Source organism: Kitasatospora sp. SolWspMP-SS2h (assembly GCF_003259315.1).
In the GTDB taxonomy this organism is placed as follows: domain Bacteria; phylum Actinomycetota; class Actinomycetes; order Streptomycetales; family Streptomycetaceae; genus Kitasatospora; species Kitasatospora fiedleri.
In genome coordinates this window covers 348,350-361,452 of sequence record NZ_QLLT01000002.1, presented here as the reverse complement: position 1 = coordinate 361,452, position 13,103 = coordinate 348,350, and the positions used below count along the sequence as shown (strand labels likewise).

The window sequence follows — 13,103 nt, the reverse complement described above, 5'->3', positions numbered from 1 at the left end:
GGCCGGGCCGGCCGGGCGCGACATGGTGTCGCACCCGCCCGACCCGGCCCGCGGACCGAATCCCTCGCCCCTACCCGTCGGCGCTCACCCGCCGACCGCCTCCCGCTTGACCACGGAGAGCTGCGCGTCCGCGAGTTCCACGTCCGCGAGCTGCGCGCCCGCCAACTGCGCCCCCGCGAGTTCCGGCTCCAGGCGCTGCGCCGCCGGGGCCTCCACCGGCGCCGGCGCGTTCGCGGCGGCGGCCCGGCGGGCCGGGACGAGCAGCGCGGCCAGGGCGGCGGCCAGGCAGAACGCCGCGAGCAGCGCGAAGCCGTGGGTGTAGCCGCTCTCGGCGGGACGGCCGTCGGCCTGGAGGTGGCCGGTGACCAGGCCGGTCATCAGGGCGGCGCCCATCGAGCCGCCGATGGTGCGGATGTTGGCGTTCATGCCGGTGGCGGCGCCGGTCTGGGCGGCGGGGACGGCCTGCACGATGAGGTTGCTCATCGAGGCGAAGGCGAGTCCGATGCCGAGGCCGAAGACGCCCGCGGCGATCGCGACGTCGGCGGGGTTGCCGTGCCGGGCGGCGAGCAGCGCGCAGGCGACCGCGCCGAGCACGGCGCCGGTGACCAGCTGGGCCTTGGCCGGGAAGCGTCCGGCCAGCCGCCCGCCGAGCACGCCGGCCACGAACATGGCGGCGACCATCGGCAGCATGAGCAGTCCGGCGCCGGTGACGCTGGCGCCGAAGCCGTAGCCCGCGCTGGTGGGCATCTGGACGAAGCCGGGCAGGAAGGCCCAGACCGCGTACATGCCGCCGCCGAACAGCAGGGCCGCGGTGTTGGTGGTCCACACGGCGGGCAGCCGCATCACCCGCAGGTCGATCAGCGGGTTGCGGGAGCGGGACTCGTTGAACGCCCAGGCCGCGAACAGCACGACGGCGACGGCGAGCAGGCCGAGCACCTTGGCCGATCCCCAGCCCCACTGGGAGGCCTGGCTGACCGGCAGCAGCAGGGCGACCAGCCAGCCGGAGAGCAGCACCGAGGAGAACCAGTCGACGCTGCCCTCGCTGCGGTGCGGCGACTCGGGGACGTAGCGGTGCGCGAGCACGATGGTGCCGGCCACCACGATGACGGGCAGCCAGAACAGCCAGCGGTAGTCGAGGGCGCCGACGATCGGCCCGGCCAGGACCATGCCCAGGCCGCTGCCGACGGCGATCACCGCGGACATGTTGCTGATGCCGCCGGAGACCCGGCCGGGCGGGAACTCGTCGCGGATGATGCCGAAGGAGAGCGGGAACAGCGCGCCGGCGATGCCCTGGATCACCCGGGCGACGATCAGCACGGTGATGTTGGGCGCGAGGGCGGCGACCAGGCAGCCGAGCAGCAGCGCGACCAGCGCGGCGACCAGGGTGCGCTTCTTGCCGACCAGGTCGCCCACCCGGCCGAGGATCGGGGTGAAGACGGAGGCGGAGAGCAGGTAGGCCGTCATGATCCAGGTGACGGTGGACTGCGTGGTGTGCATCTCCTCCTGGACGATCGGGAGGGCGGGCGTGATCAGCGACTGGAGCAGCGCGTACACGCCGGCGCCGACGGCGAGCACGCCGAAGGTCAGGCGGGGGGATTGGCGGTTCATCGAACCCTCTCGGGACTCGGGGCGGGCGCGCGGGGAGCGGGGTGCGCGCCACGGCGGGGCAGCGGGCGCCGGGCGGACGCGGTTCGAACGGCGCGCGGGCGCCGTCGGACCGCGGCGGCCGGGCGTGGATCGGACCGGGCGGTGCGGACGGTGGCCGTCCGCGCACCCCGCGTCGTCGGGCGGGTGGCGGATACGGCGAAAGGGCCGGTCCGCCGGTGCGCGGCGGGCCGAAGTTCGGGCCCCGGTGCTAAAGTCGAGGCATGCCTCCAGATTAGCGGAGGCACGCCTCCGGTTCAATCCGGTTCCGTGATTTCCCCGAACGCCCCCCGAACGACTCCCGAACAGCCCCCGGTCATCCGGCCGCCCGCACTCCCGTCCCCCGCCCGTCCGGATGTGTCGAGAACGAGGTCCCCGTGCCGGATCAGATCGTGGTGAGCGAGTTCCTCGCCGCCCAGCGCCCGCGCCGCGCGGACGCCGCCCGCAACTTCGACGCCCTCCTGGTCGCCGCCCGCGAAGCCTTCGCCGAGCACGGCGCCGAAGCCTCGCTGGAGGACATCGCCCGGCGGGCCGGCGTCGGCATCGGCACCCTCTACCGCAACTTCCCCACCCGCCGGCACCTGTTCGAGGCGGTGTACGCCGCCGAGATCGAGGACCTCGGCCGGGTCGCCGGCCAGGTCGCCGACCTGCCGCCGTGGGAGGCGCTGAACGCCTGGCTGCGCCGGTTCGTCGACTACGCGACCACCAAGCGGGCGATCCGCGAGGCGCTGGCGGGCGAGGAGTCGGACATCTTCCAGGCCTGCCTGCAGTCCATGTACGCCGGGGGCACCCCGCTGCTGGAGCGCGCCCAGCGGGCCGGCGAGGCCCGCACCGACCTGGGCATCGAGGACCTGCTGCGGATGGTCTCCGGCATCACCTCGGTGGCGTTCCCGGAGGAGGGCCGGCGCGACCACGTCCTCGCCGTCGCGCTGGACGGGGTGCGCGCCCGCCGCTGACGCCCCGGCTCAGCGGCGCCCCGGCTCAGCGGCGGGCCAGCTCAGCGGCGGCCCAGCGGGTGCGCCGGGTCGCGGCCGACCAGGCCCAGCAGCCGGGTCGCGGCGTCCGCGTCCGGCGGCACGGGCACCGGGTCGGCGAACAGCCCGGAGGCGGCCAACGAGTCGGCCTGCCGGGAGAGTTCGGCGAGCGCGAACTCGGCGGCGGCCGGGTCGACGGTGGCGTCGGCGCCGATGCCCTGGGCGAGGTCCCAGGCGTGCACGATCGCGTCCACCGTCATCTCCCGGGCGTACCCGGCGGCCCGGCGCTCGCCGTACGAGAGGTGCACGGTGCGCTCCAGCGCGCCCGGCGCGGCGAACGCGGCCCGGGCCGCGTCGGCGGCGGCCGTCCAGGCGGCGACCGGGTCGTCGCCGAGCACGTCGCCGTCGAAGCGGTCGCCGACCTCGGCGACGGTGGCCCCGGCCAGCAGCTCGGGCGCCCAGAGCTGCTCGGAGGCCAGGTGGTTCACCAGCTGCCGCACCGTCCAGTCGGTGCACGGGGTGGGCGCCCGCCAGGCGTCGGCGGGGACGGCGCGGACCAGGGCGCCGAAGTGCTCCAGCGCCCGGGCGTGCAGCGCGAGCAGGTCCGGTCCTTCGAGGTGGGCTGCCATGGGTACACGCTCGCCCGCCCGGCCCCGGACGGGCAAGCCGACACCCCGGGCGACCGGTTACTCGACCGGGGCCTTCTCGCGCAGCAGCTTGACGAACGCCCGCATCCAGGCCGGGTGGTCCGGCCAGGCCCGGGCGGAGACCACGTTGCCGTCCACCACCGCGTCGCCGTCCACGAAGTCCGCGCCGCCCGCGGCCACGTCCGGCTCCAGCGCCGGGTACGCGGCGGTGCGGCGCCCGGCCAGCGCGCCGGTCCGCAGCGGGATCAGCGGGCCGTGGCAGACCTGCGCCAGCGGCTTGTCCTCCTCGAAGAACGCGGCGACGATCCGCTGCACCTCCGGGTCGTTGCGCAGGTACTCGGGCGCCCGGCCGCCGGGCAGCACCAGCGCCACGTACTGCGCGGGGTCGACGTCCGCGAGGGCCAGGTCGGCGGGCCAGGCGTAGCCGGCCTTCTCGGTGTACGTGTCGTAGCCCGGGACGAAGTCGTGCACCACGAACTGCAGGGTCTTCTTGGTCGGCGCGGCGATGTCGACCTCATAGCCCTCCTCCAGCAGCCGCTGGTACGGGTAGAACACCTCCAGCGACTCCGCCGCGTCACCGGTGATGATCAGGATCTTCGCTGCCATCCGGGGATTCCGTCCCTTCTTCGCACCTGGCACCGCCCGGCCCCGGCGGGACCGGGCGGTGCCCACCCTGCCCGCTGACGCGACGTCAAGCAAGGGGCGCACGCGGCGCGGCGCGGCGCCCGGGCGTGCGCTCCCCCGGGCGCCGCAGCGGGCCGCCCGGCCGGGGGTACTCCGGGGGCGACCCGCCCGGGGCGCGCCTAGCGTGCTGGCAAGGTCCGCCCGTTTCCCGGGATCCGTCGACAGGGAGGCCGTCATGCAGCACTCGCACCTCGTGGACTCCGCCACCGTCGCCAACCTGCGCGACCTCGGCGGCATCGACCTGCCCGGCGGGGCCCGGGTCCGGCCCGGGCTGGCGCTGCGCTCCGGCCAGCTGGACCGGCTCGATCCGGCGGGCGACCCGATGGTCGACGCGCTGGGCGTGCGCACCGTCATCGACCTGCGCACCGCCGCCGAACGCGCCGCCTTCCCCGACCGGGTGCCCGGCGGGGCGCACCTGCTGGTCGCGGACGTGCTCGCCGACCAGGGGGGCGGCGGCGCGGTGTCGGCGCTCGCGGCCACGCTCGCGGCGGCGCTCGTCGACCCGGCCGGTGCGAACCGGGCGCTCGGCGGCGGCCGGGCCGCGAGCGCGCTGCGCGCGGACTACCGGGCGTTCGTCACCTCGGCCTCCGCCCGGCAGGCGTACAAGCAGCTGATCACCGCGCTCGCCCACCGGGGCGGCGGCCCGGTGCTCTTCCACTGCACCGCGGGCAAGGACCGCACCGGCTGGGGCGCCACCCTCGTCCTGCTGCTGCTCGGCGCGGACGAGCAGACCGTCCGCACCGAGTACCTGTCCGTCGACCCGGCGGTGCGCGCGCACTACGCCCCGCTGGTGGAGCGCTTCCTCGCGGCGGGCGGCGACCCCGAGGTCGCGGACGCGGTGTTCTCGGTCCGCGCCGAGTACCTGGCCGCCGCGCTCGACACCCTCACCGAGCACTGGGGCGACGCCGAGAGCTACGCCCGGGCCGGGCTCGGGCTCAAGGACGACACCCTGGACGGCCTGCGCGAGCGGCTGATCGAAACCGCCTGAACCCCGTCCGGGCCGGCTCGGGTCAGCCCGGGGTCAGCCCGCGGCGCCGGCCGCGCCGACGCACGCCTCGTTGCCCTCCGGGTCGGCCAGCACCCAGTGGCCGGGCGCGTGCTCGTCGGTCACCAGCCGGCCGCCGGCCGCGATCGCCGCGGCGATCCGCTCCTCGGCGCGGTCGTGCGGCACCCAGACGTCCACGTGCACCCGGTTGCGCTGCGGGCGGGGCGCGTCCATCTGCTGGAAGTAGAACGGCGCGCCGCGACGGGCCGGGTCGAGCAGGTCCTCCGGGCTGCCGGAGCGGTCCCGGTAGCCGAGCAGCGCCCGCCAGAACGCGACAACGGCGGGCACGTCCAGCGCGTCGACCGTGACCTGCACGGTCTGCACCCCGCCCGGTTCGGCGACCGCGCCGAGCTCCCGGGCGACCCGGGACACCAGCCGGGCCAGCTCGACGTGCCGCCCGGTCAAGCCGTAGTACTCCGCGCCCGCCTCGATCAGCCGGACCGTCACGCCCTCCGGCCGCAGGTCCACGTCCGCCTCGCCGACCCCCGCCAGCGCCTCCCCGATCGCCCCGACCAGCCGCGCCCCCGCCCCGAACGACCCCGTCCGGAAGAACGCGCACGCCCCCTCCCCCAGCACCCGCCAGTCCTCGGTCCCGCCCGCCGCGTGGAACGCCGCCGGTCTGATCCTCACCACATCGTGCACGTCAGTCATCCGCGCAGCGTACCGACCCGCACTGACACCCCCTCAGCACCCCCGGCCCCCAGGCACTCCCCCTACCGCGCCCCCGCCCACGCCAGCAGGTGCTCCACCGACCACGCCGTGACCACCCGCTCCGCACCCAACCCCAGCGCCACCGCCCGCTCACAGCCGTCGACCTGGCGGTCGAGCCCGCCCCCCCCCCCCGCCCGCCGCCGGCGCCCTCCCCTACCGCGCCCCCGCCCACGCCAGCAGGTGCTCCACCGACCACGCCGTGACCACCCGCTCCGCACCCAACCCCAGCGCCACCGCCCGCTCACAGCCGCCGATCTGGTGGTCGAGCTGACCGGGCGCGTGGGCGTCGGTGTCGATGGCGAACAGGCAGCCGAGGTCGGCGGCAAGGGTGAGCAGGTCGTCGGGCGGGTCCCGGCGGTCGGGGCGGCAGTTGATCTCGACGGCGGTGTCGTGTTCGCGGCAGGCGGTGAAGACGGCCTCGGCGTCGAACTCGGACGGCGGACGGGGCCGTTCGCCGAGCCGCTGCCCGGTGCAGTGGCCCAGGACGTCGACCAGCGGGCTGCGGACGGCGGCGAGCATCCGGTGCGTCATCGCGTCGCGTTCCATCCGCGGTTCGGAGTGGACGGAGGCGACCACCACGTCGAGCCGGCCGAGCAGTTCCTCGTCCTGGTCGAGCGAGCCGTCGGCGAGGATGTCGCACTCGATGCCGGTGAGCAGCCGGAACGGGGCGAGCCGGCCGTTGAGATCCTCGATCAGGTCGAGCTGTTCGCGCAGGCGCTCCGCGCTGAGGCCGTGGGCGACGGTCAGGTGGGGCGAGTGGTCGGTGAGGACGGCCCAGTGGTGGCCGAGGGCGCCGGCGGTGCGGGCCATCAGCTCGATCGGGACGGTGCCGTCGGACCAGTCGGAGTGCAGGTGGCAGTCGCCCTGGAGCTTCTCGCGCAGCCGGAGCGCGGCGGGGGACGGGGCGGGTCCGGCGGCGGCGCGGGCCTCGGTCTCCAGCAGGTACCGGGGGGTGCGGCCGGCCGTGGCGTCGGCGATCACCCGGGCGGCGACGGGGTCGACGCCCGGGAGGCGTTCGGCGTCGGCGGCGGAGATCGGTTCGGGGGGCAGCGCGGCAGCGGCCCCGACGGCGGAGCGGAACGCCGCGGCCCGGTGCGGGGAGGGGAGTTCGCGCTCCAGCAGGAAGGCGATGCGTTCCAGGGCGGTGACCGGGTCCATGCGGCCAGTCTGCGCGGGGCCGGACGGGGCCGCACCCGGGCGGGAGACGGGCAGGGGACGGGCGGGGAACGGGCGGGGAACGGGCGGGCGGGTCGCCGCTGATCTGCCCCGACCCCTTGTTGACAGTCTGTCTCATTGGTTTACTCCTCCTGGAGCCCTCACCGCCCCGACCCTCCGGAGCCCGCCCGTGTCCGACACCACCGCCCCGCCCCAGACCCCCGCCCGGCAGCGCAACGCCGACCGCGAACTCAACGCCGCCCGCCTGCTGCGCGCCTCCGCCAAGCACTCCTACGACCCGCTCACCGAGATCGACTGGAGCGCCCCCGTCGACCCGGACCACTACGCCCTGCCCGCGCACCGCGTCGCGCTCCACGGCACCCCGCTGTGGGAACGGCTGGACGAGCGGCGGCGGGCGCAGCTGAGCGTGCACCAGTTCGCGTCCACCACGGCCGCCGGGATCTGGTTCGAGCTGGTGCTGATGGAGGGCCTGATCCGGCACGTCTACGCGGGCGACCTGACCACCCGGCACGCCCAGTACGCGCTGACCGAGGTCGCCGACGAGTGCCGGCACTCGACCATGTTCGCCCGCTACATCACCGCGACCGGCTACCCGTCGGCCCGGCCGACCCGGCGCGCGGACCGGCTGGGGAAGCTGCACTTCCTGCTCAACGACACCACCATGACCTTCGCCGGGGCGATCTTCGTCGAGGAGTTCACGGACGCGATGCAGCGCGAGATGATCCGCGACGAGTCGCTGCAGCCGCTGGCCCGGTCGGTGGCCCGGATCCACGTGGTGGAGGAGGCCCGGCACATCGGCTACGCCAAGCCGGAGCTGGAGCGCCGCTGGGCGGCGATGACCCCGGCCCGGCGGGCGGTGTTCCGGCGGGCGCTGGCACTGCTGGCCCGGCAGGCGGTGGCCGAGCTGGTCCACCCGCGGGTGTACGCGCTGGCCGGGCTCGACCCGGTCGAGGCCCGCCGGGCCGCCGCGGCCAACCCGCACTGGCGGCAGGCCCGGATCGACTGGGCGCGCAAGGCGATGGAGTTCTTCACCGACCTGGGCATCGTCACCCCGGCCACCGCCCGTCCCTGGCAGCGCGGCGCACTGCTGCCCTGATCCCCTCTCCGCGCCCCGCCGTCCCCGACCGCCTGCGCGCCGCTCCCCCGGCCGCCGCCCCTCCTGCCGGAGACTCGGACCGTGAGCGACGACACCCTGAGCGACAACGGAATCCGCCTCGGCACGGGCCGCGGCCGATGGGTGGTGGCGGCGACGGCGCTGGGCTCCGGCATGGCGATGCTGGACGGCACGGTGGTGAACGTCGCGCTGCCGCGGATCGGCGAGGAGCTGGGGGCGGGCCTGTCCGCGCTCCAGTGGACGGTCAACGCGTACATGCTGACGCTGGCGGCGCTGATCCTGCTCGGCGGCTCGCTGGGCGACCGGTACGGGCGGCGGCGGGTGTTCCTGCTGGGGGTGTGCTGGTTCGCGCTCGCCTCGGCCGGGTGCGCGGCCGCGCCGAACGTCGAACTACTGGTGCTGGCAAGGGCGTTGCAGGGCGTGGGCGGGGCGCTGCTGACGCCCGGTTCGCTGGCGATGCTGCAGGCGGTGTTCGCCGAGGAGGACCGGGCGGGCGCGGTGGGGGCCTGGTCCGGCCTGGGCGGGGTCGCGGCGGCGGTCGGGCCGTTCCTGGGCGGCTGGCTGGTGGACGGTCCGGGCTGGCGGTGGATCTTCCTGCTGAACCTGCCGCTGGCGGCGGTGGTGGTCGCGGTGACGGCCCGGCACGTCCCGGAGAGCCGGGACCCGGACGCGAGCGGGCGCTTCGACGTGCCGGGCGCGCTGCTCGCGGCGCTCGCGCTGGCCGGGATCACGTACGCGCTGACCGAGGCCGGCGCGGGGCCGACCCCGGCCGCGCTGGCCGCGGGGCTGGCGGGGCTGGCGCTGGCGGCGGCGTTCGTGCTGGTCGAGCACCGCTCGCCGAACCCGATGCTGCCGCTGTCGCTGTTCCGCTCGCGGCTGTTCACCTCGGTCAACCTGGTCACCCTGTGCGTGTACGGGGCGTTCAGCGGGGTGTTCCTGCTGCTGACGGTGCAGTTGCAGATCGTCGCCGGATTCACGCCGCTGCTGTCGGGGGTGGCGCTGGTGCCGATCACCGTGCTGATGCTGCTGTTCTCCGGCCGGGCGGGGAAGCTCGGCCGGGCGGTGGGGCCGCGGCTGCCGCTGACGGCGGGGCCGCTGGTGGTGGCCGCGGGGGTGCTGCTGATGCTGCGGATCGGGCCCGGCGCGAGCTACTGGCTGGACGTGCTGCCCGCGGTCACCGTGCAGGGCGCCGGGATGACGCTGCTGGTCGCGCCGCTGACCGCGACCGTCCTGGCGGCCGTGGACGTGCGCCGGGCCGGCATCGCCTCCGGCGTCAACAACGCCGCCGCCCGCGCGGCGGGCCTGTTCGCGGTCGCCGCGATCCCCCCGCTGGCGGGCCTGAGCGGCGACGCCTACCGCGTCCCGGCCGAGGTGGACGACGCCTTCCGCACCGCCATGCTGATCTGCGCCGGCCTGCTGACCGCGGGCGCCGCCCTGGCCTTCGCCACCGTCCGCTCCGACGCGCTGGCCCCGCCGCACCCGGTCGCCGAGCCCGACTGCGACTGGTACTGCGCCCCGACCACGCCCCCGATCCACCCGGACGGCGACGGACGGCGGGCGGACCGGGCCTAGGGCCCGTCTTCACACCCCCGTCGCAGCCCCGCGGCGTCTGGTGCGTGCTCTCGGCGTGCCGGGTGGAAGGTCGCGTACGGGATGCACTCGGCCTTTCGCCCGGTGCGGCGAGAGGGCGTGCCAGGCGCCGTGGGGCAGACGGTCGTGGGGCAGACGGGGGTGTGAAGACGGGCCCTAGTCGCGGGGCTGTCCGGCGGGTGGGCCGGTCGGCGTAGCGTTCGGCGGCCGGTCCGGGACGGGGCGGGCGGGCCGGGTGAGCAGGCGGGTGGCGGCGCGGTCGGCCGGTTCGGTGCCCAGCAGGGCGAGGGCGCCGAGCGGGAGGAAGAAGGCCAGGAAGAGCAGCAGCGGGAGGACCCCGGTGGCGGTGCCGGCCAGCAGCCGGGCCAGGGCGCCGGAGAGCAGCAGGTCGGCCGCGCCGCACAGGCCGACGTAGGCGACGCTGATCCCGGCCCTGGGGGCGGCGCCGCCGGTGGGGGCGCCGGCCGACCGTTTGGTGGCTCGCATGGCTGGCTCTCCGGGTGTGCTGGGCACCGCCGCCGTCGGCGTCCTCACCGTCCCCGCAGTGACGGACACCTGCGGTGTACCCCGCCCGGCCGTCGTCCGATCCCGGCTTCGGGCCGATTCCCTCCCCCGGGCGGCGCGGCGGTCCCCGGGAACCGGGCGCGGCCCGCCCCGGAGCTGTTCCGGGACGGGCCGCGCGGTGGCTGACGGTGCGTCAGAGGATGTCGCCGGGCGCGTACTTGGCGGCCTCCGGGTGGGCGGCGGCCACCTTCTCGATGCGCCGGACCAGCTCGCCGACCTGGGCGGCGGCGGCGCCGGTGAAGGAGAGCCGGTCGGCCAGTAGGGCGTCCAGCGCGGCGTGGTCCAGCGGGATGCGCGGGTCGGCGGCCAGGCCGGGCACCAGGGTGTTCTCGCGGGCGCCCTCGCGCATGGCGAGCGCGGCGGCCACCGCGTGCTCCTTGATGACCTCGTGCGCGGCCTCCCGGCCGACGCCGGCCCGCACCGCGCCCATCAGGACCTTGGTGGTGGCCAGGAACGGCAGGTAGCGGTCCAGTTCGGCCTCGATCACGGCGGGGAAGGCGCCGAACTCGTCGAGGACGGTCAGGAAGGTCTCCAGCAGGCCGTCGAAGGCGAAGAACGCGTCCGGCAGCGCGACCCGGCGCACCACGGAGCAGGAGACGTCGCCCTCGTTCCACTGGTCGCCGCCGAGCTCGGCGGTCATCGAGGCGTAGCCGCGCAGGATGACGGCCAGGCCGTTGACGCGCTCGCAGGAGCGGGTGTTCATCTTGTGCGGCATCGCCGAGGAGCCGACCTGGCCGGCCTTGAAGCCCTCGGTGACCAGCTCGTGGCCGGCCATCAGGCGGATGGTCTTGGCCAGGCTGGAGGGGCCGGCGGCGAGCTGGACGAGCGCGGAGACCACGTCGTAGTCGAGCGAGCGCGGGTAGACCTGGCCGACCGAGGTGAACACGTTCTCGAAGCCGAGGTGCCCGGCGACCCGGCGTTCCAGCTCGGCGAGCTTTTCGGCGTCGCCGCCGAGCAGGTCGAGCATGTCCTGGGCGGTGCCGACCGGGCCCTTGATGCCGCGCAGCGGGTAGCGGGCGATCAGCTCCTCGAGCCGGACGAAGGCGACCAGGACCTCGTCGGCGGCGGTCGCGAAGCGCTTGCCGAGGGTGGTGGCCTGGGCGGCGACGTTGTGCGAGCGGCCGGCCATGACCAGCTCGCCGTACTGGGCGGCGAGGCGGCCCAGACGGACCAGCACGGCCACCGTGCGGTCGCGGACGTGCTCCAGCGACTGGCGGATCTGCAGCTGCTCGACGTTCTCGGTGAGGTCGCGCGAGGTCATGCCCTTGTGGATCTGCTCGTGCCCGGCGAGCTCGGAGAACTCCTCGATCCGGGCCTTCACGTCGTGCCGGGTGACCTTCTCGCGGGCGGCGATGGACGCCAGGTCGACCTGGTCCACCACCCGCTCGTAGTCGGCGATCGCGGTGGCCGGCACCTCGATGCCGAGGTCCTGCTGCGCCTTGAGGACGGCCAGCCACAGGTGGCGTTCCAGGACCACCTTGTGCTCGGGGGACCACAGCTGGGCCAGGGTCGCCGAGGCGTACCGGGAGGCCAGGACATTGGGGATCTTGGGCTTCGCGCTCACGTTTCGCAAGCCTAACAGTCGAGGTCAGGCGAGCACGCGGCGCGTCCGGAAACCGGGATGAGCGCGGCGGGGTCGGCGGGTTAGGGTCCGGGCATGACCAAGCGCACCTTCCGGATCACGGTCCGCGGCTCCTTCGACGCCCTGACCGACGAGCAGCGGGCCGGGTTGCAGGCCCGGGCGGCGGAGCACGACGTGCTCCGCGCGGAGTTCACCGAGGAGGGGCACCTGACGTACGACCTGTCGGCGCGGCCGTTCTTCACCTTCCGGTTCCTGGAGCACGGGGAGGCGGAGGAGGACGTGGTGGCGGCGGCGGTGCGGGCCGAGACGGCGGCGGAGCTGTGGCTGACCGACCGCGGGTACGGCTACAAGAACCTGAAGTCGCAGGCGCAGGACATGGCGCTGGCGGCGCTGGGCGCGCGGCAGAAGCAGGAGGCCCGGAAGCGGGGCTGAACCCCCGGCCGTCGCTCGGGCCCGGGGCTCAGAACAGGGCGTCCTGTTCGGCCTCGGGCCGGGCCCTGGTGAGCAGGGTCAGCCCCGCGCAGCCGGGGCCGTCGGGTTCGGCGTGCAGCGTCCAGCCGGTGAGCAGGCGGGTGTCGAGCAGCAGCGGGAGGCCGTCGGGGCGGTCGAGAAAGAGGTGGCCGCCGATCGGGCGGCGCAGCCGGCCGGCCAGCCGGGCGCCGTCGGCGAGCGAGGTGACCTGCTGGTAGCGGTCGGGGGCGCCGCCGGTGAGGCCGAAGAGCTCGACCTGGTCGGTGACGGGGTGGTCGGGCAGCGGTTCCAGCTGTTCGTGCCCCTGCTCGGCCAGCAGCCGGTGGGCGCGGGTGCGGGCGGCGGTGAGCGCGGCCCGCCGCTCGGCGGGGGCGGGCAGCTGCCACCAGGCCGGGTACTTGGCGGCGGCGGGAATCCGCTCGCGGGCCAACCGGGCGTGGGCGAGGGCGAGTTCGGCCCGGCGGACGGCGGGCAGCGGGCCGCGGGCGATGAACGTCCAGGCGAGGGCGGCCTGTTCGAGCAGGCGGACGGTGCCGCGCTCCTCGGCGGTGAGGCCGACCTTGAGCAGGCCGGGGGCGAACCAGGCGAGGTAGAGGCGGTAGTCGCGGCCGTCGTCGAGGATGCGGTCCCGGGCGAGCTGGAGGCCGCGGTCGGCGTTCTGGCAGCTCGGGCACTGGCTGGTGGTGCCCTCGGGCTGGACGGTGGCGTGGTGCGGGCAGGGCCGGTGGCCGCGCTCGGTGTGCGCGCCGGTGCAGCGGCGGGGGCCGGAGATCCGCCAGGCGACGGCCAGGCCGTCGGTGAGCGGGCGGTCGTGGCGCTGCCGGCCCTCGCTGGCGGTGAGGAGGGGCGCGCCGTCCTGCCAGCGCAGCCCGGTGGCGGTCCATCCGTTCGCCTGGTGCAT

13 protein-coding genes are annotated in these 13,103 nt (G+C 75.8%); 5 read left to right on the top strand and 8 right to left on the bottom strand.

The genetic code is table 11. The features are described from left to right. Positions 1-84: 84 nt before the first annotated feature. Positions 85-1,608 carry an MFS transporter gene (locus K353_RS03840; protein WP_233533344.1) on the bottom strand — a complete coding sequence of 508 codons (1,524 nt, stop codon included), beginning with the start codon at positions 1,606-1,608 and terminating at the stop codon, positions 85-87. A gap of 413 nt (positions 1,609-2,021) precedes the next feature. On the opposite strand from K353_RS03840, the gene K353_RS03835 reads away from it, so the two are divergent. Beyond that, a complete protein-coding gene (locus K353_RS03835; RefSeq protein ID WP_233533343.1) occupies positions 2,022-2,600 on the top strand; it encodes a TetR/AcrR family transcriptional regulator in 579 nt (192 codons plus the stop codon). 41 nt (positions 2,601-2,641) lie between these two features. On the opposite strand, the gene K353_RS03830 is transcribed toward K353_RS03835, so the two are convergent. Further along, positions 2,642-3,247: a TIGR03086 family metal-binding protein gene (locus K353_RS03830; RefSeq protein WP_111552113.1), complete on the bottom strand. Its 606-nt coding sequence runs from the start codon at positions 3,245-3,247 to the stop codon at positions 2,642-2,644. 57 nt (positions 3,248-3,304) lie between these two features. After that, on the bottom strand, positions 3,305-3,871 hold the full coding sequence (locus tag K353_RS03825) for a DJ-1/PfpI family protein (protein WP_111552112.1): 567 nt from the start codon (positions 3,869-3,871) through the stop codon (positions 3,305-3,307). A gap of 253 nt (positions 3,872-4,124) precedes the next feature. On the opposite strand from K353_RS03825, the gene K353_RS03820 reads away from it, so the two are divergent. Further along, positions 4,125-4,937 carry a tyrosine-protein phosphatase gene (locus K353_RS03820; protein WP_111552111.1) on the top strand — a complete coding sequence of 271 codons (813 nt, stop codon included), beginning with the start codon at positions 4,125-4,127 and terminating at the stop codon, positions 4,935-4,937. 33 nt (positions 4,938-4,970) lie between these two features. Here K353_RS03820 and K353_RS03815 read toward each other — a convergent pair whose 3' ends face one another. Beyond that, the gene (locus K353_RS03815) at positions 4,971-5,645 is read right to left on the bottom strand and encodes a VOC family protein (RefSeq protein WP_111552110.1); all 675 of its coding nucleotides are present in this window, start codon (positions 5,643-5,645) and stop codon (positions 4,971-4,973) included. Between the two features lie 213 nt (positions 5,646-5,858). Further along, the gene (locus K353_RS03810; RefSeq protein WP_111552109.1) at positions 5,859-6,863 is read right to left on the bottom strand and encodes a PHP domain-containing protein; all 1,005 of its coding nucleotides are present in this window, start codon (positions 6,861-6,863) and stop codon (positions 5,859-5,861) included. A 187-nt stretch (positions 6,864-7,050) separates the two neighbouring features. Between K353_RS03810 and K353_RS03805 the strand changes: the two genes are divergently transcribed. After that, the gene (locus tag K353_RS03805) at positions 7,051-7,977 is read left to right on the top strand and encodes a diiron oxygenase (protein WP_111552108.1); all 927 of its coding nucleotides are present in this window, start codon (positions 7,051-7,053) and stop codon (positions 7,975-7,977) included. Positions 7,978-8,058: 81 nt separating this feature from the next. Then, on the top strand, positions 8,059-9,567 hold the full coding sequence (locus tag K353_RS03800) for an MFS transporter (protein ID WP_233533342.1): 1,509 nt from the start codon (positions 8,059-8,061) through the stop codon (positions 9,565-9,567). Positions 9,568-9,741: 174 nt separating this feature from the next. Here K353_RS03800 and K353_RS03795 read toward each other — a convergent pair whose 3' ends face one another. Next, a complete protein-coding gene (locus tag K353_RS03795) occupies positions 9,742-10,071 on the bottom strand; it encodes a hypothetical protein (RefSeq protein ID WP_111552106.1) in 330 nt (109 codons plus the stop codon). 211 nt (positions 10,072-10,282) lie between these two features. After that, a complete protein-coding gene (purB, locus tag K353_RS03790) occupies positions 10,283-11,713 on the bottom strand; it encodes an adenylosuccinate lyase (RefSeq protein WP_111552105.1) in 1,431 nt (476 codons plus the stop codon). 93 nt (positions 11,714-11,806) lie between these two features. Here purB and K353_RS03785 point away from each other — a divergent pair, with 93 nt between their 5' ends. After that, positions 11,807-12,163 carry a DUF6204 family protein gene (locus tag K353_RS03785; RefSeq protein ID WP_111552104.1) on the top strand — a complete coding sequence of 119 codons (357 nt, stop codon included), beginning with the start codon at positions 11,807-11,809 and terminating at the stop codon, positions 12,161-12,163. 28 nt (positions 12,164-12,191) lie between these two features. Here K353_RS03785 and K353_RS03780 read toward each other — a convergent pair whose 3' ends face one another. Then, on the bottom strand, positions 12,192-13,103 hold the full coding sequence (locus K353_RS03780; RefSeq protein ID WP_111552103.1) for a DUF2797 domain-containing protein: 912 nt from the start codon (positions 13,101-13,103) through the stop codon (positions 12,192-12,194).